Raw genomic sequence first — 24,330 nt, forward strand, 5'->3', positions numbered from 1 at the left:
GACTAAAACATTCCATTAAGTTTTGTTTTCTACACTAAGAGGTATTATTTGAATTAGCTATCAATTAGCTTCTTGCCGTCTTCCTTTCCCAGTTGCACTGATTTTAATTACTAACGAAACTTTTAACTCTATGAAATTTAAGCGATTGTTTGGGGTTTTTACGGCAGTGTTTTTTTGCTTTGCATTTGCCCAATCCCAAGAAAAGACAATTACCGGTACGGTTACTGACCAAGATGGTATACCATTACCAGGTGTTAACATTGTGGTTGTGGGTACTACAAATGGTACCCAAACCGACTTTGATGGCAACTATTCGATTGGTGCCAGTGAAGGTCAAGTATTGCTCTTCACGTATATCGGACAAACTGATGTTCGTCGAACGGTAGGGCCCCAGAACACAATTAATGTACAGATGCAAGAAGATGCACAGGCATTGGAAGAAGTTGTGGTCATCGGTTATGGTAACCAAGAGGAACGAAAAATCATTCAAAACGTAGGTATTGTTAAAGAAGAGGCTATTGAAAACCTACAGGTGGTCTCTGCCGACCAATTATTACAGGGGCAATCAGCTGGTACGCAGATTGTGAATGCTTCAGGTGTCTTGGGGTCTGCTGCCGTAATTCGGGTTAGGGGTGTGAACTCTATAAACTCTGGTAGCCAACCTTTGATTGTTATTGATGGTGTGCCCATTACTGATACTGCAGGCAATACTTTGAACAGGGGTGGTAATACTGGAATTAACCCTTTGTCGTTTGTCAATCCAAACGATATAGAATCGTTGACGGTACTTAAAGATGCCGGTGCAACTTCCATCTACGGATCAAGGGGTGCCAATGGTGTTATTTTGATTACCACAAAGAAGGGTAGAAGGAATTCTAAAACGACAATGACCCTTGATGTGAACACACAATTTTCTCAATCAACGGATGTGCCTGATATCTTGACTGCAGATGAGTTCCGACAATTTAAGTCGGAAGTGGCAACGATCCAAAATGGAGGAGTCACCGTATCGCCTGAAGATTTAGGACTTGGTGCCCTTGGTTCTGGAGGTACAGACTGGTTGGGCGGAGTTCAAAGAACCGGTATTTCACAGAATTACAACCTAGGTATAAGGGGTGGTGGCGAAAAAACCTCCTTCTTTTTTGGATTGGATTTTCAAGATACAGACGGTTTCATTATTGGTAATGATCAACAGAGGGCCGGTGCGCGAATCAATATTGATACCGATATCACTGATTGGATGAAGGCAGGTATGAACCTTGGTGTGACAAACAATAGATTGAATAGGGTAGGTATTGAAAATAATATCAATGCACCTTTTACCACTGCTTTCTTGCAAAGTCCGGTGGTGCCTGCTTTTGATGATGAGGGCAATTTTGTTCAGTCAGGTTCTTTTATTCCTAACATATTTGCACGGGTAGCATTGAATACAGATGAACTAAAGACTTTTAGGGTTATTGGTAACGCTTTTACCGAAATCTCACCCTTTCCAGGGTTTACGTGGCGGTCTGAATTTGGTATCGATAAACTACATTTAGAAGAATTTATAAGACAGGCCGAGTTCAATACTCCGGGTGGGCTTGCCCAACAGATTTTCGTAAATGAAGACCGTTGGTTGACCAACCAGACCTTGAATTACAATAATACGTTTGGCGAAGATCATACCTTATCTGTTCTTGTGGGACTAAACTATGAGGAAACATTGCGGACAAGGTCAAATATTCAATCCACTGGTTTTTTGACCGATGACTTAAGAAATCTGGGCTCTGGATCGACACCCCAAGTGTTGAATGGTGATCGTTTTCCATCACGATTGTTTGGTCTATTTTCACGGGTAAGCTATGATTATAAAGGCAAGTACTTGGTTGAAGGATCTTTAAGACGTGATGGTTCTTCCCGTTTCGGGGCCAATAACCGTTTCGGTTATTTCTGGTCGGCTGCTGCTGGATGGACACTCTCTGAAGAATCTTTCATACAAGACTTGAATTTCTTTGATTTCTTGGCATTGAGAGCAAGTATTGGTACCGTGGGTAATGATCGATTGGGTACCTTCCCATCTCTTGGATTGTTCAATGCGGGTGGATTTGGTGACTACAACGGAGAATCTGGTGTAGTTCCTGCTAGAAGTCCTGAAAATCCTAATTTGAAGTGGGAAGAAAGTGAAACCCTTGATATCGGCCTGAAATCTACATTTTTGAACGGGCGAATCACCTTTAACGCCGCTTATTTTAAAAAGACGACCAGTGATTTGCTATTGAATCAGGTATTGCCACCGCAAACAGGTTTTTCCTTTATCAGTAGAAATATTGGAGAAATGGAGAATACAGGATGGGAGTTCGAGTTGAACACCGTAAATGTTAGGTCTGAGAACTTTCAATGGCGGACCAATTTCAACTTGACCACTATCGACAACCAGATTTTAAAGCTCAACGAAGACGCAGCTACGGACCCCCAAGGACGGCGAATCATCGATGGAGCTATTCAACGTGCCATTGAAGGGGAGTCGTTGAACAATTTCTATTTGATTCGATATGTGGGTGTCAATCCACAGACAGGTGACGCAGAATGGCTGGATGCCGATGGCAACATCACTCTAAATCCTGGTTCTACAGATCGTGTCGTGACCGGTAGTCCATTACCAGATTTCTCAGGGGGTATGACCAATACCTTTAATTACAAAAATTTTGATCTTTCGGTCTTGGTGAACTATTCATACGGTAATGAAGTTGTTATTGACGGATTGCGATTTGCCGATGGAAATGATGCCATAGGCGGAATTGTAAATATTAGGAGACAAAACCTTAATTTTTGGAGACAGCCAGGCGATAATGCCTTTCTGCCAAGTCCTACTAGCTCAACATTCAACCTATTCAATCAAAGGTCAACCCAGCAACAATTGGATGCATCTTATTTGAGGGTTAAAAATGTGACTTTAGGCTATAATTTGCCTCAAGAGGCTTTGGATAGACTAGGTGGAATATTCACGGGCATACGCTTTTATTTTACAGGAACCAACCTGTTTACCTTGAAGAAGGATGAGATGAAAGGTATTGATCCCGAGGTGACCGATGATATAGACCCAAGATTTCAAGGAGAATCTTTCTTTACGGCACCTCAAGCCCAGTTATATTCATTCGGAGCTAGGTTACAATTTTAATAATGAAAAAGATAAATATGAAAACGATAAAAGCAATAACATTGATGATTGGCCTGATTCTGTTTTTCTCATGTGAGGACCAATTGGAAGTAGTGCCTGAAGATAATGTGGCATCGAATACCGTTTTTGGCAGCTTTGCGACAATCAACGGTGCAGTCGTGGGTATATATAGTAAGAACCAGAGTGGTGATTTGAATGGCAACCCACAATTAATATCTGATTTTATGGCTGATAATGTTAACTTTGTGGGTAGTTTCCCCTCATTGCAAGATATAGATCAGTTTGAAACCTTGGCCACAAATGCCACGATTGATAATATTTGGTTGGATGCGTACGAATTGATTGGGGCGGCCAATAATATTATAGTCAACCTTCCTGATGTAAGTACTGTAGATGTTACTGGGCTTACTGAAGCTGATAAGACTAGATTTGTCGGCGAAGCTAAGTTTTTAAGGGCGCTAACCCATTTTCGATTGGTTAATTTGTTTGCGCAGCCCTTTCAGGTCGCAGGCGGTTCCAATTTAGGGGTCCCCATTGTAGAGATGCCTTTTGAGGGAGGAGATATCTCTGAGTTTCAACAAGAGCGAGCAACAGTTAATGACGTGCATGCTTTCATTGAGCAAGATTTGTTGGATGCTGTCGCGGCTTTGCCAGAAGAGAATGGGGTGAGGGCTGATGCTGATGCTGCCAGGGCATTATTGGCACGTTTGTACTTGTATCGTGAACAGTGGACGGAGGCAGCGGATTTTGCCAACCAGGTAATTTCTGGTGGAAACCATACGCTAGCCACTGATTTCGATTTTTATGACGATAATCCAACATCTTCTGAACATATATTTGTGGTTATAAATACTCCTGTAGATGGACCTCAAGACGAATCTGTTCCTGGATCAGATGAGGTGTATGTGAATTTTTACAACCCGGCACCAGGTGGACGTGGTGATGCACCATTTAGTCAAGATTTGATTGATGCTTTTGCAGCAGAGCCAGGGGACAGAAGATTTGATGAGCTTTCGCAAGCAGCAAACGATGCTGGGGGTAACAGCACCTTTTTCACCACCAAATATCCAGATATCGTGAACAATGCTTCTGACGGAATGGAATTGCGTATTGCTGAAATGTATTTGATTCGTGCAGAGGCCAATTTTAGGAATGGTTCTTCGGTTGGTGATGTACCGCTCAACGATATCAATACGATTCGTAATAGGGCAGGTCTGCCAAACCTCGGATCGGTCGACTTAGATGCTATTGCTGTCGAACGCAGAAAAGAACTTTGCTTTGAAGGCCACCGTCGTATGGATTTGTTGCGAAACAATCTTAATTTGAGACCGGGTGGCGGATCTGAGTCAGCACCTGGTGCCAACAAGGTTATTTTTCCGATTGTTGATGACGAAATCGCCAACAATCCGAATATCACCCAAAACCCAGGTAATTTTTAAAATTATCATGTATTGTTCAAAGCCGCCGTTGACCTTTTTTCAATGGCGGTTTTTTAACTATAAAATTCAAGAGCATGAATAAAAGCATTGTTTTCAATTGGATAGCGTGTTTTTTCGTTTGTTCACTGAATGCGCAAATAGCACAGAACAATAATGCTACACTTGGCACACTCAATGATTTAGGATTCTTTGTAGAAGTCAACAATTCTAAGTATGCAGGGGCCGAGGGATCAAAATATCTTTTTGATGAATTCGTGCCAGCAAAAATCAATCAAGTCAAAACCAGCCATGCCGTACGCTTCGATGTGGTAGATAACATCATAGAATTCAAGGATAGTGAGAGAGAGACCAAAGGACTTTCAGCAGAAAAGGAATACAGTATTGTATTGCAAGATGGCAGCAGTAGGGTGTTCGTTACCAAAAAGTTTATTGATGACTACGGCAAATCAAGCAACACCTTTTTTGAGAAGATGTATGCCAATGAATATTTTGAACTGTTCAAAAAAGAACGTATCAAGTTTCAAGAGGCAAAACCTGCCAAAAGTAGTTATGAACCAGAAAAGCCGGCAAAGTTTGTTGGGCTACCAGATGCCTTCTATTTGGATTTTAAGGATGACAATTCAGAAGAGTTGGTAAAGATTCCCAGAAAAAGAAAAAAACTAAAAGAATTCTTTGGAAAAGAATATCCATCCATAGAAAAGTTTGCAAAGAAAAATGATTTAGATTTTGACTCGGCCACCCACTTGGTAAAAATCATAAATCACTATATAGAACTTTAAGTTCGCACCACATTAATCACCTTAAGCATACTTTTTCGTTAAAAAGAGTTTGTTCTGATGGGCGACTATTCTTATAAAGCCCTTGCCGTTTAAGAAGTACCTTGACTAAAATTTGTTGTAGTTGCTTTACTTCTGCAATTGTAAAGGTAAGGCGGTGAGAGGTCTTACTTCTTGACCAAAGCAACATTCCATTAAGTTTTGTTTTCTACACAGAGGTATTATTTGAATTAGCTATCATAAACCTCTACCGCCTACCTTTCTCAGTTGCACTGACTCAAAATACTAACAAAACCATGTTTTTATGAAGGTAAAACTACGATTGTGGGCCATTGCATTGGCAATATGTTGTTTCACAACACTACAGGCCCAAGAGAACACCATTACGGGCACGGTTACAGACCAAGCAGGAGTTCCGTTGCCCGGTGTCAATATTCTTGTTGATGGCACCACTACCGGAACCCAAACCGATTTTGATGGCAATTATGCCATTAGTGCCGCACAGGGCCAAGTGCTCGTATTCACGTACATCGGTCAAAGAACACAGCGGGTAACTGTCGGTGCACAAAATACGATCAATGTGCAAATGCAAGAAGATGCCCAAGCCCTTGATGAAGTGGTTGTGGTCGGATTTGGTACCCAAATCAAACGAAAAGTGACCGATAACATCGCAAAAATAGAAGCTGATGAAATTGGCGGTATAGCAACGCCTAGTTTTCAAGGGGCTTTGATAGGTAAGGCCCCAGGCGTTCAGATTACCCAGACCAACGGTAAATTGGATGGCGGATTGAACATTACCATCAGAGGCCTTTCTTCGGTCACGGCATCACAGCAACCCTTATTTGTGATTGATGGCATTGAAATGAACAACAACAACATCTCTTCGACCACAGCACCTACAAATCCGCTGTTGGCTCTCAACCCGAACGATATTGCATCCATAGACATTCTAAAAGATGCTTCCGCTGCTGCCATTTTTGGGGCCAAGGGCACCAATGGCGTTGTTTTGATCACAACAAAAAGAGGCAAACAGGGCAAATCTTCAATTTCCCTGGATGTGTCTACGAGTTATGGAGAGCCTTCCAATACAAGAGATTGGCTAAATGCTGCAGATTACATCACACTTTTGGAAGAAGCTGAGGCCAATAGTGGGTTTTTAAACTCCATAGGATTGACTGTCGACGGGTTGCTCCAAGGTTTTGCGGGTGATCAAGATTTCAGAAACGTTGATACCGACTGGCAAGAATTTGCATTTCAAGACAGCTATATACAAGATGTCAACCTATCTGTTTCAGGAGGCAATGAGAAAACGAAAAGTTTCATATCAGGTGGGTATACAGACAACGAGGGTATTGTAAGAGGCAACGCTTTACAGCGCTATTCGGTTCGTGCCAATATTGATCATAAGGTCAATGACTGGTTGAATTTGGGATTGAATTCGAGTTATTCCAGTACCATTATTGATAGAATAGCCAATGATAACTCCTTTTTGACACCGATGCAGGCCATAGCACAAATACCGACTTCACCGGCATTTTTATCAAACGGTGATATCAATGGAAATACCTTGTACGCCAACTTTTTACTGCAGGATCGATTTTCATTTCGAACTACAAAACAACGGCGTTTGTTAGGTAAAGTTTTTGCCGAAATCAAGTTATTGGAAAAATTACGGCTTCAAACCGAACTAGGCTACGATTATCTAAATCAAACCGTGGATCGTAATACAGGTAGGTTGGCACCTTTTCAATCTACCAATGGGCAGACCTTTGCATCAGATGATGGTGCCGAAATCATATCTACCAATAACTATCTGACGTATGATACTACTTTTGGTGAGGCCTCTAACTTTACGTTTGTATTGGGTTCTAACTTTACCAGGTTTAAAAATAGGACCACCTCGGTCACCGGTGATGGGTTTCCAACGGATGATTTTAAGTCAGTGGCCAGTGCAGCTCTAATTTCAGCAGGTGATGGTACATTTACCAACTGGGCCCAGTTGTCTTATTTTGCAAGGGTTACCTACGATTATGCAGGCAAGTATCTGTTTAAGGCAAGCATTCGGCGTGATGGCTCATCTCGGTTTGGTGCGGAAAATCAATTTGGATATTTTCCGGCAGCATCGGCAGGATGGATCATCTCAGAGGAAGATTTCTTGTCAGGTAGTGGCACCCTTTCGTATTTGAAGTTAAGGGGCAGTTGGGGTATCAATGGTAATACACCCATTGCCAACTTTGGTAGTCTAGGGCTCTTCGGGGGTGCTAGTTATAATGGAGAATCAGCATTGGAGTTTACCCAAGGGGCAAATCCCGATTTGAAGTGGGAAGAAACCGAACAAATCAATTTCGGACTTGATTTTGGGTTCTTGAATAACCGAATTTCAGGAGAAATCGATTACTACAAAAAGAAAACCAAAGACTTGTTGTTCAATACCCGGGTTCCGTTTGAAGCTTTGTTGCCATCACATCGAGTGTTACAAAATGTAGGAAATCTTGAAAACGAAGGTTTCGAATTTTCACTGAACACCACCAACATACAGACACAGAACTTGTCATGGAAAACCAATCTGAACTTCGCGATCAATAAAAATAAAATCACAAATCTTCCCAATGGTGAAGATTTGATTACAACGAGGAATATTCTTAGGGAAGGTGAACCTATAAATTCCTTTTACTTGATAGAGTATGCAGGTGTAGATCCGGCAAATGGTGACGCGCTCTACGTGCTCAACACAGAAAATCCAGATGGCACTTTAGACAAGAGTACGACCAACGATCCAACAGCAGCAGAGCGAATTGTAGCGGGTAATCCTAATCCTGATGTAATAGCTGGTCTCTCAAGTAATTTCAACTATAAAGGTCTTGATTTTTCCTTCACTTTTCAAGGCCAATGGGGCGGTCAGCGTTATAATAACGCAGGAAGTTTTCAAGAAACAGGTTTGGGAAATGGATTGGATAATCAAGACCAAATCATCTTTGATCGCAGGTGGCAAAACCCGGGTGATATTACCGATGTGCCCCAAGCGAGATTGTTCGTCAATAATGGGCATTCAGAAAGTACGCGTTATATGCAAGATGCAGACTTTATCAGATTGCGTAATGTCGCGATAGGATACTCGTTGCCACAAGAGGTATTGGAACGGATTGGAATGAGCCGTATTCGCATTTACGTAAGTGGTTTAAACCTTTTAACCTTTACGGATTACAGAGGGTATGATCCAGAATCATCTGATGACGCCTCGATTTCAAATACCAATTCAGGCACCACTTTTTATTCGGCACCACAAGCTCGTGTGTATACATTGGGTCTAAACCTTGGATTTTAAATAAAAAATACGTTATGAAATACATAAAGATTCTAATTATATCAGTTCTATTGACAGGTCTTGTTTCCTGTGAAAAAGAATTGGACCTTCAGCCACAACAGAGTATTAGCATTGATGCGGCAACGGCCACCCCTGAAAACGTCAATGCAATCTTGCTAGAGGCGTATGATATTGGTAGAAACACAAGTCCAGACAATGTAGCGCCATTATATTTCGGACTTTACAGTGGCCAAATCAATATTGCTATCGATCTTTTGGGCAATACCGACCAAGTAAGTTGGAACGGTACATTCTCAAATCTTAGAGATTTGTTCAACAAGGCGCTTATCAATGACAATTTGAGTGCATTAAATTTTTATGCAGACAGTTACGCCATGATTGGGCATGTAAATACCGTTCTGGCAAATTTGGATAAGTTTGAAGATACCTCAGAACAAAATCGTGTTGAGGGTGAAGCCAAGTTTTTAAGGGGATTGATTTATTTTGATATGGTCAGGGTTTTTGGCCAGCAGTACAACCCTGGCGGCAACAATAGCCAACTTGGTGTTCCGATTGTATTGCTGCCGCCCGATGTGAGCAGAGCCGTACCAAGAGATACGGTTGAAGATGTCTATGCACAGGTCATTAGTGACTTGACCGATGCAGCATCCTTATTGCCGGCAAGCAATGGTGCTAGGGCGGATCGATATGCTGCATTGGCGGTATTGGCACGTGTATATCTACAACAAAGCAATTTTGCTGCTGCCCGTGATGCTGCTAATGAGGTACTTCAGGATAGTGGCCACACTTTGACGGCTACCTATGCCGAAGCATTTGATACCGATGATAATCCCATAGAGACTATTTTTTCATGGGTGGTCACCGTTCAAGAGGGTACCAATGAGTCAAATACGCACTATGCCACACAAGCGTTAGGCGGTCGGGGTGGCGACATTGCCGTGACCCAAACCTATCTTGATAAATTTGATACGCCCACAGACCAAAGAAGAAACTTCACCTACCCTGGTGAAGGGGTCAGTGATGGGTTTACGCTTACCTCAAAATTTGCCAGGCAGTTTGCCAATGCGACCCATATCAGGATTGCAGAGATGCACTTGATCCGTGCTGAAAGCAATTTTAGATTGGGTACGTCAGTGGGCTTGCCGCCGCTTGATGAAATCAATGCACTCAGGGCACGGTCTTCGGCGCCACCTTTGGCAGCACTGACCCTTGATTTGATTTTGAATGAACGGGAGTTGGAGCTTGCCTTTGAAGGATTCACGCTGCACGACTATAAAAGAACGCAGCGCGATATTGGCGGGCTTTCATGGGATGATAATCGGTTGGTATTTCCAATACCGCAATCGGCACGCGATAGAAATCCGCTGTTGGAGCAGAATCCGGGATACAATTAAGAACTTGATTGATTTTGAATTATTAGGGAGGCCGTCTATATGATGGTCTTCTTTTTTATGATTCTTGGGCGACACTTTCATATTTTTGTGGCATGATTGTCACCATTTGCAGAAAAGCACATTTCAATGCCGCACATCGATTGCACAACCCTGAGTGGAGCGATCAGGAGAATCGTGAAGTTTTTGGCAAGTGCAATAGTGTAAACTATCACGGCCACAATTTTGATTTAGAAGTTCGCGTCAGGGGAGAGGTAAACCAAGACACAGGTTTTGTGATGGATTTGGCAGAACTGGGGCAACTGATCAAAAACGAAGTTGAAGAACGCTTTGATCATAAAAACCTCAATGAAGACTGCCCTGAATTTGAGGGTCTGATGCCTTCGACAGAGAATTTTGTAAAAATCATCTATGATATTTTGAAGCAAAGTATCAATGCGTCGCACAAACTTCATATCACGTTGCATGAAACACAAAAGAATGCTGCAGAGTATGGTGATTGGTAACAAATTTCCGATATTTGCCGCCCAATCAAGTTACGGAGTATTAGCTCAGTTGGTTTAGAGCGCTGCCTTGACAGGGCAGAGGTCACTGGTTCGAATCCAGTATACTCCACAAGGCAGTGCTCTAGCGCTGTCCGCCTCTGGCGGAGCAAGAGGTCACTGGTTCGAATCCAGTATACTCCACAAGGCAGTGCTCTAGCGCTGTCCGCCTCTGGCGGAGCAAGAGGTCACTGGTTCGAATCCAGTATACTCCACAAGGCAGTGCTCTAGCGCTGTCCGCCTCTGGCGGAGCAAGAGGTCACTGGTTCGAATCCAGTATACTCCACAAGGCAGTGCTCTAGCGCTGTCCGCCTCTGGCGGAGCAAGAGGTCACTGGTTCGAATCCAGTATACTCCACAAGGCAGTGCTCTAGCGCTGTCCGCCTCTGGCGGAGCAAGAGTTCACTGGTTCCCCCGATAGCTATCGGGACAGTATACTCCACAAATTCTTCAAAAAGAAACGGTGCAGGTCGCCGACTTTCCAAACCAACGTACCCTATTTCTCGAGGCCAGATTGTAAATGGTATCCCTGATAATTCTGGGAACAAAAGCTAACAGGGCGGCCACAAGCCTCCATTTGGGTATTTTGGCCACAATTTCGAGAAATCCGTCAGAATGGGTGTGCACTCCGTTACCGTCAAATAAGATAACGGTCTCTAGGGCTTCGGTCGGGAATCCATGGGCCTTCAGCAGGTTTTGCCCTTTCGGGGATTGAAAAGCGACAAACTCGAACAATTCTTCAGGGGCAAATTTGAGCAACCAACCGACCACACCGTTGCAGAGGTTACATTCGCCATCAAATATGATGATGTTTTTTTCCATGATGCTTCCTTGGTCGAAGACAGGCGGCAATCATTTCTCAAACTTTGAGAATTTAACGGAAATTTTTCCAAAAACCCTTTATTTTAGAGGATGTCAAGAAGTCGCTCTAGGGCCATGCCCCTTGAGCCCTTGATGAAAATATGGGCATCTTCTTGTATCGGATATTGTTGTAGGTGTTTTTTCAAGGATTCAAAGTCTTGAAACTTTTGATAGGTAGAATCTGTTTTTGAGAAATTATCCCCCACCAAAAAAACGGAAGCAATATCGATGCCTGACACCAAATCAACAATGGACTGATGTTCTGCCGCTGCGTCTTCGCCCAATTCAAACATATCGCCCAGAAACGCAATTTTAGGATTGGCGTCCATGGCATCAAAGTTTTCTAAAGCGGCGCGCATGCTGGTCGGGTTGGCATTGTAGGCGTCAAGAACGATTTTCTTCCCTTTTTTTTCTATCAATTGTGATCGATTATTTTTTGGTACGTAACTTTCAATGGCTTCCTTAGTAGCATCCATTGGGACATTGAAATATTTGCCAATCAACACGGCCACACAACAGTTTTGAAAATTATAGGCCCCAATGAGTTGTGTAGAGATTATGGTTCCTTCCACTTTTAATTCCACAAAAGGGTTGGATTGAACCAATTCAATAGTAAAATATTCATGATCATTTTGACTGTACCCATATTTTTTGACGTAATGCAGCAATTTTTCTTTTTGAATGGGGTCATCGGCATTCAAAAATGCAATTCTTTTATTGTCGATAAGGTAGGTGTAAAGTTCGCTTTTGCCCTTGATGACCCCCTCAACGCCGCCAAAACCTTCTAAATGGGCTTTTCCGAAATTGGTGATATAACCAAAATCGGGTTGGGCCAGCGTTGAAAGAAAAGCGATCTCACCTTGATGGTTGGCCCCCATTTCAATGATGCCGATTTCCGTTTCTTCTTTGATGGAAAGAAGGGTCAAGGGAACCCCGATATGGTTGTTGAGGTTGCCCTGGGTGGCAACGGTCTTGTATTTTTTAGAGAGCACGGCATTGATCAATTCTTTGGTGGTGGTTTTGCCGTTGCTTCCCGTTAGGGCAATGATTCTGGCCTTGCAGTGGTTTCGGTGATAGGTGCCGAGCTCTTGAAGGGTATGCAATACATCATCGACCAAGATGACTTTCTCATCCGTCTTGAATTTTTTCTCATCCACCACGGCATACGCCGCACCTTTCTTCAATGCCTCCTGCGCAAATTCACTGCCATTGAAGTTGGGGCCCTTCAACGCAAAGAAAATGCAGTCTTTGGTAATTTTTCGTGTATCGGTACAAGCGTTTGGGTACCTTAAAAACAGCTGGTGTAGTTCACTCAAAATCATGGATTCGAAGATAAAAAAAACCCTGACGGCAACGTCAGGGTCGTATCTTTTTCAGAAGTGATTTTTACCGTGCCTTCTTATGGCGAACAGTTTTATTCTTGGTCTTTGATTTTGAGCCCACACGTGACATGGCACATCTAAAGCCAATGTCGTCGGTTGCCATGTATTGTGGCAGATACCTTCTTTGGGCAGGATCGAGCCAGAAGGCCCTGTCCCTCCAAGAACCACCTTTGTAAACCCTAACTTCATCATTGATGAGGGAAGTTCTGTAGTTTGAGGTGTCGTACTGTCTCAAAATCTTACCGGTAGAATCACGCTCAACTTTGTGTTTAGGTGAATCGTACATTTTTCGGTTGTCATCGGCATCATCACTGAATCTTTCAAAGAATCTTGAAGAACCAGGATCGCCATCACGATAACCACGGTTGTCACTTTTTGAGAAATTGGTTCTCAAATAGGTTTCTTCTTCGCCAACGGGAACTTCCTTGATTTCACCCGGTAGGTTCATTGCAACAATCTTTCCGTTGGGTAGGGTATCATAGACAATGGAGTCACTCAATACTTTTACCTTACCATCTTCGCCAATGGCCTTTTTCATGTAAATGTTTCCGCGATAGTAGTTGAAATCACTGATTTCATCATCAACAATCGGGCGATAGACATCGGCTACCCATTCAGAAACATTACCGGCCATGTCATAGAGACCAAAATCGTTGGGCTTGTATGACTTTACTTGTGCTGTAATGTCTGCACCATCGTCTGACCAGCCTGCGATTCCGCCATAATCACCTTTACCTTGCTTAAAGTTGGCCAATTGATCGCCACGACCCACACGTTGGCCGTTACGGGTATAATCACCCTCCCATGGGTATTTCTTCCTACCACGGTAATTATTGTATTCTCGAGTACCTACAAGCGCCTGTGCGGCATACTCCCACTCAGTTTCAGTGGGCAAACGGTATTCGGGCATGATGACACCACTACTTCTCTTTGCAAAAGTGCTGATGGAATCTTTTTTCTGTTTTCCTTGTAAGGAATCAATCTCACCTCCATACACGGATTCCGGATTGTTCAAATAGGCCTCGGTACTGAACGTGCCCTCAGATTCGCCATTCAATACTTTATATAATGCTTCTTCCTGTATATAGCCTTCTTGGGCCAATTGCATCTCGTTGACCCTGTCTGTACGCCATTCGGCATATTGCGTGGCCTGTACCCAGTTCACACCAACAACAGGATATTCTGCATAAGCGGGGTGTCTCAGGTAGTTGTTGGTCATGGTTTCATTGAAGCCCAATCGGTTTCTCCAAACCAAAGTATCTGGCAATGCACCTTTATAAATGTTTTCGTACATCGGGTTTTCTGGTGGATATACCTTTTTCAGATAATCCAAGTACTCCATGTACATTTTATTGGTAACCTCAGTCTCATCCATATAGAATGACTGAACATGCTGTTGGGTTGGGGTGTTGTTCCAGTCGTGCATGATGTCGTCTTGAACTTTTCCCTTGGTAAAGGTACCACCCTCAATAAATACGGTTCCTGGGGGAGTTTCCTGCTCCTTAAAGTCTGAATTGTATTGAAAGCCACCTTCTTTTGAATTGATTTTCCATCCTGTGGCTCTCGAAACATTCTTTGAGGAAGACGAAGAAGAATTCTTACAGCTCGAGATTCCTCCAACTATCACAGCGCAAGAAAGTACGACTTTGATAAAGTGCTTTTTCATAATTTGGGCTTGAATACTTTAGACTGTTGGCTTGGCCTGTCAGTCGTTTGTTTCTTTTTGATTTTATTCACCGCCAATAAAACGAAGAATTGCACGATATATTTTATTGCTTTTAAAATAAGCATGCAATTTTCGCGATGGCCTGTGAAAAGTATAACGCAAGAGGAATTAAAATAGTATGGTTCCACTTATTTAGATTTACCAAAACACCTATTTAATACAAAAACACTTTTGCTATTGTTGCATCACATCAAAATGAAAACTTAAAAAAGTGTAAAAACTTTATAAGAATTTGGTCAAATGACCGTTAACAAGTCATACATCTGAATTTTATTGGGGTGATTTAGGGTGTTGAGACCATTAGTAACTTAAATGAAAACAATGAGGAAATTACTAGTAGCTGGGTTTTTGGCCATAGCGCCATTCTGTTCCGCCCAACAAGAAAGGGTAATCACCACTGCAGTTCCGTTTTTGACCATCGCCGCCGATGCAAGGGCATCGGGTATGGGCGACATGGGCGTTGCCACTTCGGTAGATGCGTATTCACAACAATGGAACCCCGCCAAATTCGCCTTTGCAGAACGAAAAATGGGCATTGGTGTGAGTTACACCCCATATCTTGAGAGCATTGTCAACGATGTCTCGTTATTGGGGGCCAGCTATTACAACAAATTAAACGACAGAAGTGCCTTTGCCGTTAGTCTCCGGTATTTTGGTTTGGGTGAAATTGAGCTGCGCCAGACCATTGATGAGGAGGCGCGCATCACAAAACCCAATGAGTTTGCCATTGATGGGTCATACTCCCTGAAATTGAGCGAGACCTTCTCTATGGCCGTTGGCGGTCGATTTATCAGTTCGAACCTTCGCTTTCAAGACGGTACACAAGACTCGCAGGCTGCCAATGCATTTGCGGTTGATGTTGCCGGATTCTATCGCTCTCGAGAAATCGCTTACGATGCTTTTGATGGCCGATGGAGAGCTGGCTTCAACATCTCAAACCTTGGCGGAAAGATACAGTACGATGCCGGGGGCCAAGAAAACTTCCTCCCTACTAATTTGAAATTTGGTGCGGGATTTGATTTTATCTTTGATGCGGATAACAAGTTGGGCCTGCATTCTGAATTCAATAAGTTATTGGTGCCCACCCCAAGGGATTTTGATGGGGATGGTGATATAGACGCTGAAGACAACGACGAATACCAAAACATCAGCTTTTTGAACGGTGTTTTTGAATCGTTTGGCGATGCCCCCGATGGTTTTGGTGAAGAGTTGAAAGAGATTACGTGGGCTTTGGGCGCTGAATATAGTTATAGGGATGCCTTTATGCTACGCACCGGTTATTTCAACGAAAGCCAAGATAAAGGGTCACGTCAGTTTCTGACATTGGGTGCCGGATTTCAGTTCAAGTCTGCCCAGATAGACCTTTCGTACCTGTTTTCTACTTCCCAAGTCCGGAATCCTTTAGAGAATACGTTGCGCTTCTCACTAACATTTAATTTGGGGGAAGAATTTCTCAACGACTAAACATTTTACGATATAAAAATGAAAACCCGTCCATCTGGATGGGTTTTCTTATTTTAGGACATATCAAACCATTCGATGAAAAAAGAGCACATAGGTTTTGACCTGCTAGTTTTTGACTCAGAAAACGAGTTAAGTGACCAAGAAAAAAAGTTGATGGTTGAAGCCAGAAAGGCACGAAAAAATGCCTATGCGCCCTATTCCAATTTTCAGGTCGGTGCGGCCGTTCTTTTGGAGAACAATGAGATTGTCATCGGCAACAACCAAGAAAATGCTTCCTATCCCTCGGGTTTGTGTGCAGAGCGCGTGGCCGTGTTTCAAGCAGGTGCCAAGTATCCTGGCGTTGCCATAACTTTGGTTGCCATCAGTGCGGCTTCCAATACGTATACGGTAATGCGGCCTGCAGCACCTTGCGGAAATTGTCGTCAGTCCATTGCCGAATACGAACAAAAGCAGAAGTCGCCCATTGTTTTGTTGTTCCAGGGAGAGAAAGGCCCCATTTACAGGTGCAGCTCGGTGGCCGATATACTGCCTTTAGGTTTTGATAATTCTTTTTTGGGTGATTCTTAATCCAAAGTTGTACACAAAACAGATATATATGTATTTTTGTTTTCCCCTTGTAAAAAGGGTGCTCACATAACGTATCTATTGATGAAACGAATATGAATTTTTTTAATCAAAAATTCACATGGTACAATGATTAAAATAAATTCATGAGAGAACGAGTGTAACGAATGGTCACATGGGCTCTCAAATTTTTAAACACATGAAAAAAATCACGAAAGAGACTTACCTGCAGTGGTACGAAGATATGCTCTTCTGGCGCAAATTTGAAGACAAACTGGCCGCGGTCTATATTCAGCAAAAAGTGAGGGGGTTCCTCCACCTTTATAATGGCCAAGAAGCCGTATTGGCAGGCTCACTGCATGCGATGGATTTGACCAAAGACCGTATGATCACTGCATATCGCAATCACGTGCAGCCCATTGGCATGGGCGTTGACCCAAAGAAGGTCATGGCCGAACTGTACGGCAAGGTGACCGGAACTTCAAGGGGTATGGGGGGTTCAATGCATATTTTTTCTAAAGAACACCGTTTTTATGGCGGCCATGGTATTGTCGGGGGTCAGATTCCCTTGGGTGCCGGATTGGCCTTTGCCGATAAATATTTCAAACGTGATGCTGTAACACTCTGTTATATGGGCGATGGTGCGGTACGTCAAGGCTCATTGCACGAAACTTTCAATTTGGCAATGCTATGGCAGCTTCCGGTCGTGTTTATCTGCGAAAACAATGGGTATGCCATGGGTACCTCGGTAGCGAGAACATCCCATTCAACTGAGATTTACAAATTGGGCTTGGGCTATGAAATGCCGTGTGCCCCTGTTGACGGTATGGATCCAGCGATTGTTGCCAAAGAGGTCGACAAGGCGGTTGAACGTGCCAGAACCGGTGGCGGCCCCACATTTTTGGAAATGAAAACATACCGCTATCGTGGCCACTCCATGTCTGATGCACAACATTACCGTACTAAGGATGAGGTCGAGGAATACAAAAAAATAGACCCTATCACGCAGGTGAAAGACGTGATTTTAGAAAAGGGGTATGCCACAGAAGAAGAAATCAAAAAGATTGATAAACGGGTAAAAGAGTTGGTGTCAGAATGCGAGAAGTTTGCTGAGGAATCTGATTTTCCACCAGTGCAGCAGCTGTACGACATGGTTTACGAACAAGAAGATTATCCATTTTTAGAACATAAATTATAAGTAGATGGCAGAAGTGATCAACATGCCGAGACTGAGCGATACCATGGAAGAAGGAACCGTGGCAAAGTGGCTCAAAAAGGTTGGTGACAAAGTTGAAGAAGGTGATATTTTGGCTGAAATCGAGACTGACAAAGCTACAATGGAGTTTGAATCTTTTCATGAGGGAACGCTATTGCACATCGGCATCGATGAGGGTGATGGGGCTCCGGTAGACTCGCTTTTGGCCATTATTGGTGACGAAGGTGAGGATATTTCAGGATTGCTGAACGGTAGTGGAGGCTCAGGCAAATCGGAAGATGCTCCGAAAGAAACATCCAAAGAAGAAAAAGAGGAAGCTGTTGCCGATGATAGTGCTACTGAAGATGCTGGCAAGATTCCTGAAGGGGTCGAGATTGTGACCATGCCACGTTTAAGCGACACCATGGAAGAAGGCACCGTGGCCTCGTGGTTGAAAAAAGTGGGTGATACGATTGAAGAAGGCGATATTTTGGCCGAAATCGAGACCGATAAAGCCACGATGGAATTTGAATCGTTCTATTCCGGAACGTTGTTGCATATTGGTATACAAGAAGGTGAAGGCGCACCTGTCGATTCCCTTTTAGCCATTATCGGCCCTGAAGGTACAGATATTGATGCTGTCTTGAAAGCACACGCAGGCGGTGGTTCAGATGCTCCATCCAAAGAAAAAGATACTACAAAGAAAGAGGAAACCACAACCGAAAAATCAGAAGAAAAAACCGTAACAGCGACAACGGCCAGTGACGGTGGCAGAATATTTGCCTCACCATTGGCAAAAAGAATCGCTGAGGAAAAAGGCATCGATTTATCACAGGTAAATGGTTCGGGCGACAATGGTCGTATTGTAAAACGCGATGTTGAAAATTTCAAGCCATCGGCACAACCTGCCAAGCCTGAAACACAAGGATCATCTGCACCCGCAGCTTCTGTTGCGCCTGTAAACCTTCCTGTTGGCGAAGAAAGTAGGGAGGAGGTAAAGAATTCGCAGATGCGCAAGGTCATTGCGAAACGTCTGGCGGAATCGAAATTCTCGGCACCGCACTACTATCTGACCATTGAGGTTGACATGGACAATGCCAAGGCTTCGCGGGCACAGATAAATGATTTGCCCGATACCAAGGTTTCGTTCAATGATATGGTATTGAAGGCTTGCGCCATGGCACTGAAAAAGCATCCACAGGTCAACACCACTTGGAATGGCGATACCACCATCTACAACCATCATGTTCACATGGGTGTGGCGGTCGCTGTGGATGAAGGCCTGGTCGTGCCGGTACTAAAATTTGCGGACCAGATGAGCCTGACACAGATAGGTGCTTCCGTTAAGGACTTGGCGGGTCGTGCCCGAAACAAAAAGATAAAGCCTGACGAGATGGAGGGCAGTACATTTACTGTTTCCAATTTGGGCATGTTCGGCATCCAAGAGTTTACCTCAATCATCAACCAACCCAATTCATCTATTTTGTCCGTTGGTGCGATTGAGGAGAAACCAGTTGTTAAAAACGGCGAAATAGTCGTAGGTAGTACCATGAGGATAACCTTGGCAAATGATCACCGTACCGTTGATGGTGCCACAGGGGCAAAGTTTTTACAAACGCTTCGTGCCTATCTGGAAAACCCGGTGACCATGTTGGCGTAAACAAGATTGTCCCCTTGAGGGGACTTTAGGGGTGTTTTTCCAGCCCCCTATTTACCAAACTAAAATATATAGCATCCCGATCAGGATGCTTTTTCTATCTTTAGTAGGTGCTAAAATATCACAGAATGCAGAAATTTATATCCTTGATTTTAGTTTCATTGGCTTTGGCCTGTGGTTCCACGAAAATGGTTCAGACCAGTGATGTTATTCCTTCCCCACCACCAGCTCCTTCAGGTCCGGATGGATTAAAGGCGGATACTGAAAAAATAGCTAGCATTGGCTTTACCGATGCCAAAACTATTGGTGAACACATGAACTACTTGGCTTCCGATGAGCTTAAAGGTAGGGATACCGGCAGCGAGGGCATTGAAATGGCAGCAGCATATATCGAGAAGCTTTTTGAGAATAATGGTGTGGAACCATATTATGAATCGTATCACGATACACTTTCCAATTATAAAAAACCGGCTTACAACGTTGTTGGATTTGTTGGGGGCAACGATGCGCAGTTGAAAGATGAGTACATACTAATTGGTGCGCACTACGACCATATAGGTGTGGTCAAACCTGAAAATGGTGATTATATCGCCAATGGCGCCAACGATAACGCTTCAGGGACTTCAACGGTATTGGAGCTGGCCCGCTATTTTGGTACTAACAAATCCAACAAGCGTAGTCTGATTTTTGCCTTGTTCAGTGCTGAAGAAAAGGGACTTTACGGCTCTAAACATTTGGCCAAAAAGTTGCATGAAGCCGATTTGAACCTGTACACCATGCTCAATTTTGAGATGACCGGGGTGCCGCTACGTGTCAAAGACCATTTTTTGTACATTACAGGGTACGGCAAATCCAATCTTGCTGAGATTTGTAACAACTATGCCAATGAGAAATTGATAGGCCGCTCATTGATTGCCAAGCAATATAATTTGTTTCAACGTTCAGACAATTATCCGTTTTATAAAGAATTTGGGGTGCCTTCCCACACTTATTGTGCTTTTGATTTTACCAATTTTGATTACTATCACAAACCGGGGGATGAGGTCTCAGAAATGGATTTCGAACACATGGCCAAGGTCGTCAATAAAATGATTCCCGTTTTGGAAGGGATAGCCAATGCTCCCAATCAAGAAATAAAAATGAATTAATTCCCCCTTTGAAGGGGGAGAAAAGGGGGGATGTAACACCCCTAACCCCGATAGCTATCGGGCTCCTCAAGGGGACAATTTCTGATATGTCAAAGAACATCATCATTACAGGCACAAGCCGAGGCATCGGCTTTGAACTGGTCAAACTTTTTGCCGCGGACGGACATCAGGTACTGGCACTTTCGCGCAACGCAAACCCCTGTGTTGATTTAAAGCTCGAAAATGTCACTGCTTTTTCTTTTGATTTGGGAAATGCTGAAGATTACGATAAGGTTTCCGATATATTGGAAGCCTGGAAAAACGTCGACATACTCATCAACAATGCGGGAAGCCTGCTGAACAAACCTTTTTTAAAAACATCCCCAGAAGAATTCAAAGCGGTATATGAGGTCAATGTCTTTGGTGTGGCCGAGTTGACCAAATTGGTCATCCCCAAAATGAAAAAGAGCGGTCATGTAGTGACCGTCAGCAGTATGGGCGGGGTACAGGGCAGCATGAAATTTTCAGGGCTATCAGCCTATAGCTCGAGCAAAGGCGCTGTCATCACCCTGACCGAGCTTTGGGCCGAAGAATTTAAAGAAACCGGTCCGTCATTCAATGTTTTAGCCTTGGGTGCCGTACAGACTGAAATGCTTGAAGAGGCTTTTCCGGGGTATCAGGCACCGTTCACTGCCAAACAAATGGCAGGGTACATCAAAGACTTTGCCTTGACGGGCCATGAACTTTACAATGGAAAGTTGTTACAGGTCAGCAATAGTACGCCATGATTTCTTGCTACAGAACGGATGTTTCAATGGTCAAATCAGCATGTTCCCAAGCCTTGTCAAACTCTTTTTTGATATTGTTGGCTTCATCATGATTGCCTTGGGCTTTAAGACTTTGGTAGAGCCCCATCAACGACCAGCCATTTTGACGTAGTTTTTCCAAATCTTTTCTGTAAACAGTTTCCGCTTCGGTGTATTTTTTCGCCTTCAGTAAGGCTGAGCCCAAGTTTTGACGGGGTGGAATGTACCAAGCCGATGGTTCCGTATAGGTGAGCCCGTCTTCCAATTCCACTGCTTTTTCAAGGTGTGTGATGGCTTTATCATGTTTTCCTTCCAAAAGTGCCAACTCACCAGCGACCACTTCGTGTGCCACTTCTGCCAATGCCGAGCTGGGGTCAAAACCAGAAGCAATAAGTTCTTGCATTTCTGGGTCATCAATCATGTTTTTAAGGACCTGCAATTCTTCCTTGGCTTCGGTCGCATTATTTTTTCTGATAAAGGCTATACCACGGGCGTAATGCCAAATCATTTTCAAATGTTTGATTTCATTGTTTGGACTTGGGGTGGTCAAAATTTCGTTCCACTTGCCAAATCGAACATAGGCCAAAAGTGGTGTGGCCGAAAAATTTTGCAAAAAGGGTAATGACTTTAATTCTCCAACAGGTACCTTTTCCGCTGTTTTTTTGGCGGCATCCAAGGCTATTTCGCTGTCACCTAACAAACTGGCTGCTGACCATAAAAAATGGATGTTATGGGGGTAATAGCCAAGCGGGTACAAGCCTTGTGAATAGCATTGCGAGATATAATCCTCATCGGCCAAGATGGCTTCCTGATTGGCCTCGACCGCGTCAAGATAGCGGCCGACCCGAATATAGATGTGCGAGGGCATGTGAACGATATGGCCCGCCGATGGCATCAAGGTTCTTAAACGGTCTGCACTTGGCACCGCCAAATCGGGCTGTGGCAACTCAACCATGTGAATATAATAGTGGTGCGCTCCCGGATGGTCGGGATTGATTTCAATGGCCTTTTCCAACGCCTTTTTGGCTTCTGGGATGTTGGGAGATGGATTTCCCTCCTTATCCCAGTAATTCCAAGGCACAGTGTTCATGACCGAGGCGGCAAACAAAGTTTGTACATCGGCATCATTGGGAAACTTTTGAGCGACCTCTGCCATGGCTTCCATATATGCGGTGTTCAAAGCAGCTGTCTCGATAGTAGTATCCGCACTGTAGCGTAAGGCCAGAGCTTCAATCAAGGCTCGCTCTTTTGGTGTAACGTTTACAGCTGCCTTCTGCGCCTTTTTCAGGCTTTCAAAAGCCTTTAATTTTCGTTCGGTGTCGGGTAGGGGGTCATTGATATTGGGCCCAAGGGCGTAAGCCTGTCCCCAAAACGTCATGGCGGCATTGCCATCTTTTCGCGAGGCTTCCATAAAAGAGCGATGGGCCTCGGCATGGTTAAAGGCATAGAGCAGCTTCAAACCTTGGTCAAAAAAGGTCTGCGCTTCTGGTTTCTCAGTGGTGATGGGCAGGGTCAAATCACCGAGCCCAGAAAAAAGCGGGGCAATCTGTTGGGTAGTGTCCACATCTTTCAACATAAATTTGGCCACGGTACATTTGATAAAGTTCATCGAGGCCATCTGGGGTCGGGGGGTGCTTTGTTGTTTTGCTTTTGAAAAGATGTAGGCGGTGACGGCCAATAGGGTCATTGCCCCTAAAAGCAACAGTTGTCTTTTTTTCATGGTGGTTGTTTTGTAATGATATGTTGTAAGGAACGTATCCGTTTGGGAGGGAACTGCTTAAAATGCCCTAATTTCAAGGATGTTAAAGGTAGTGAAAAATTGGATTTCGAAGTTAACGAAAAGTCGCAATGATTATGGCAGTGCTGTGGTTAGTTTTTTAATTTGTAATCGTACATATCGCTCGTCATGTAGAATCGCCAATTCCAAAATTTTAGCGGATTTCTCTTAAAGGTTCTATATAGCACGGTATCATTGGTTTGTGGGTTGTTTTTAAGAAATTCTTTGAATAGATTTTTCATCCCTTCAACTTTATCTTTATTAGCAATTAAGGTGTATTGAAATTCAGAATTCTTAGTTTCAAAATGATAACGAATGAACAAACCTTCAATAAATAATCTAACAGGAAGGATGTTGCTTAAAAGAACTGTTACCACTAGTACAATAAATCCAATCTTTATTCTGCGATTCATTTTATCAAAACTAACGACAACTCTTATACACTGATGTAGTTTATTATCCTAATTTAGTAGAAAACCGATATACTTCAATATTCATTTGTTCATCTGCCCAAAACCAAAACCGCTATTTTTGTTCCTGTGAATGAAGTGTTGCTAAAATACCTTCCTGAACAAGCGGCAAAGCCCTGTTTTGAGTTGATAAAGGCCCACGGGGTGCACCTAAAAATCGTCAACCACCGGGTGACCCGCCATGGTGATTATCGTAAAATGCCCAATGGTGGCCATCAAATCACTGTGAATGCTTCCCTGAACAAATACCGTTTTTTGATTACGTTGGTACATGAAATTGCCCATTTGGTGGCTTTTGAACAGTTTGGGCGACGCATTAAACCCCATGGGGTGGAATGGAAGCGCACTTTTCAGCAACTGATGCTTCCCTTTATTCGCCCAGAGGTTTTTCCCTCACAGTTATTGCCATTGATTGCCAACCATTTTAAGAACCCGAAGGCAAGTAGTTCAACTGATGCCCGACTTTCCATAGCCTTACAGGCATTTGACCCCGAAGAACGACAGAAAAGCTATGTTTTTGAACTCCCCATGGGCAGCACATTTCGACTGTACAACGGCAAATTGTTCAAAAAAGGAAAAAAGCGGGTAAAACGCTACGAATGTATTGAATTGACGACGGGTAGATTATATTTGTTCCAGCCAAATGCAGAGGTAGAATTGGTCAAAGAATAA

Annotated in this window: 17 protein-coding genes and 1 tRNA gene; 14 read left to right on the plus strand and 4 right to left on the minus strand. The window is 43.5% G+C overall.

What is annotated here, in order from left to right; genetic code table 11:
- The first annotated feature begins 130 nt into the window (after nt 1-130).
- The 7 genes from AAAH86_RS00060 to AAAH86_RS00090 all read left to right on the plus strand — a co-directional run bounded on the left by AAAH86_RS00060 (nt 131) and on the right by AAAH86_RS00090 (nt 10,703).
- A complete protein-coding gene (locus tag AAAH86_RS00060) occupies nt 131-3,157 on the plus strand; it encodes a TonB-dependent receptor (RefSeq protein WP_343485451.1) in 3,027 nt (1,008 codons plus the stop codon).
- A 17-nt stretch (nt 3,158-3,174) separates the two neighbouring features.
- Entirely contained in the window at nt 3,175-4,596 is a 1,422-nt protein-coding gene (locus tag AAAH86_RS00065; RefSeq protein WP_343485452.1) for a RagB/SusD family nutrient uptake outer membrane protein, read from the plus strand.
- A 74-nt stretch (nt 4,597-4,670) separates the two neighbouring features.
- Nucleotides 4,671-5,375, plus strand: coding sequence for a hypothetical protein (locus AAAH86_RS00070; protein WP_343485453.1), 705 nt, complete (start codon nt 4,671-4,673; stop codon nt 5,373-5,375).
- Between the two features lie 301 nt (nt 5,376-5,676).
- Nucleotides 5,677-8,697, plus strand: a complete 3,021-nt coding sequence (locus AAAH86_RS00075; RefSeq protein ID WP_343485454.1) for a TonB-dependent receptor — start codon at nt 5,677-5,679, stop codon at nt 8,695-8,697.
- A gap of 14 nt (nt 8,698-8,711) precedes the next feature.
- Nucleotides 8,712-10,091, plus strand: coding sequence for a RagB/SusD family nutrient uptake outer membrane protein (locus tag AAAH86_RS00080; RefSeq protein WP_343485455.1), 1,380 nt, complete (start codon nt 8,712-8,714; stop codon nt 10,089-10,091).
- Between the two features lie 92 nt (nt 10,092-10,183).
- Complete coding sequence (locus AAAH86_RS00085) at nt 10,184-10,594, plus strand: 6-carboxytetrahydropterin synthase (protein ID WP_343485456.1); 411 nt, start codon at nt 10,184-10,186, stop codon at nt 10,592-10,594.
- A gap of 34 nt (nt 10,595-10,628) precedes the next feature.
- Nucleotides 10,629-10,703 (plus strand) — tRNA-Val (locus AAAH86_RS00090).
- A gap of 376 nt (nt 10,704-11,079) precedes the next feature.
- Here AAAH86_RS00090 and AAAH86_RS00095 read toward each other — a convergent pair.
- From AAAH86_RS00095 to gldJ, 3 genes are all read right to left on the minus strand, one after another.
- Complete coding sequence (locus AAAH86_RS00095; RefSeq protein WP_343485457.1) at nt 11,080-11,451, minus strand: DUF393 domain-containing protein; 372 nt, start codon at nt 11,449-11,451, stop codon at nt 11,080-11,082.
- A gap of 83 nt (nt 11,452-11,534) precedes the next feature.
- On the minus strand, nt 11,535-12,812 hold the full coding sequence (murF, locus tag AAAH86_RS00100) for a UDP-N-acetylmuramoyl-tripeptide--D-alanyl-D-alanine ligase (protein ID WP_343485458.1): 1,278 nt from the start codon (nt 12,810-12,812) through the stop codon (nt 11,535-11,537).
- Nucleotides 12,813-12,876: 64 nt separating this feature from the next.
- Nucleotides 12,877-14,538 (minus strand): gliding motility lipoprotein GldJ, encoded by a 1,662-nt coding sequence (gldJ, locus tag AAAH86_RS00105; RefSeq protein WP_343485459.1) that lies wholly within the window; start codon nt 14,536-14,538, stop codon nt 12,877-12,879.
- A 381-nt stretch (nt 14,539-14,919) separates the two neighbouring features.
- Here gldJ and porV point away from each other — a divergent pair, with 381 nt between their 5' ends.
- The 6 genes from porV to AAAH86_RS00135 all read left to right on the plus strand — a co-directional run bounded on the left by porV (nt 14,920) and on the right by AAAH86_RS00135 (nt 21,393).
- The gene (gene porV, locus AAAH86_RS00110; protein WP_343485460.1) at nt 14,920-16,062 is read left to right on the plus strand and encodes a type IX secretion system outer membrane channel protein PorV; all 1,143 of its coding nucleotides are present in this window, start codon (nt 14,920-14,922) and stop codon (nt 16,060-16,062) included.
- A 75-nt stretch (nt 16,063-16,137) separates the two neighbouring features.
- Complete coding sequence (gene cdd / locus AAAH86_RS00115; protein ID WP_343485461.1) at nt 16,138-16,629, plus strand: cytidine deaminase; 492 nt, start codon at nt 16,138-16,140, stop codon at nt 16,627-16,629.
- A gap of 196 nt (nt 16,630-16,825) precedes the next feature.
- Nucleotides 16,826-17,824, plus strand: coding sequence for a pyruvate dehydrogenase (acetyl-transferring) E1 component subunit alpha (pdhA, locus tag AAAH86_RS00120; RefSeq protein ID WP_343485462.1), 999 nt, complete (start codon nt 16,826-16,828; stop codon nt 17,822-17,824).
- 4 nt (nt 17,825-17,828) lie between these two features.
- A complete protein-coding gene (locus tag AAAH86_RS00125) occupies nt 17,829-19,481 on the plus strand; it encodes a pyruvate dehydrogenase complex dihydrolipoamide acetyltransferase (RefSeq protein ID WP_343485463.1) in 1,653 nt (550 codons plus the stop codon).
- A 125-nt stretch (nt 19,482-19,606) separates the two neighbouring features.
- On the plus strand, nt 19,607-20,626 hold the full coding sequence (locus tag AAAH86_RS00130) for a M28 family peptidase (protein WP_343485464.1): 1,020 nt from the start codon (nt 19,607-19,609) through the stop codon (nt 20,624-20,626).
- Nucleotides 20,627-20,712: 86 nt separating this feature from the next.
- Entirely contained in the window at nt 20,713-21,393 is a 681-nt protein-coding gene (locus AAAH86_RS00135) for an SDR family oxidoreductase (RefSeq protein ID WP_343485465.1), read from the plus strand.
- Nucleotides 21,394-21,400: 7 nt separating this feature from the next.
- Here AAAH86_RS00135 and AAAH86_RS00140 read toward each other — a convergent pair whose 3' ends face one another.
- A complete protein-coding gene (locus AAAH86_RS00140; protein ID WP_343485466.1) occupies nt 21,401-23,131 on the minus strand; it encodes a hypothetical protein in 1,731 nt (576 codons plus the stop codon).
- Nucleotides 23,132-23,727: 596 nt separating this feature from the next.
- Here AAAH86_RS00140 and AAAH86_RS00145 point away from each other — a divergent pair.
- Nucleotides 23,728-24,330: a SprT-like domain-containing protein gene (locus tag AAAH86_RS00145; RefSeq protein WP_343485467.1), complete on the plus strand. Its 603-nt coding sequence runs from the start codon at nt 23,728-23,730 to the stop codon at nt 24,328-24,330.

The sequence above is a fragment of the Allomuricauda sp. d1 genome (genome assembly GCF_039592695.1).
Taxonomy (GTDB): domain Bacteria; phylum Bacteroidota; class Bacteroidia; order Flavobacteriales; family Flavobacteriaceae; genus Flagellimonas_A.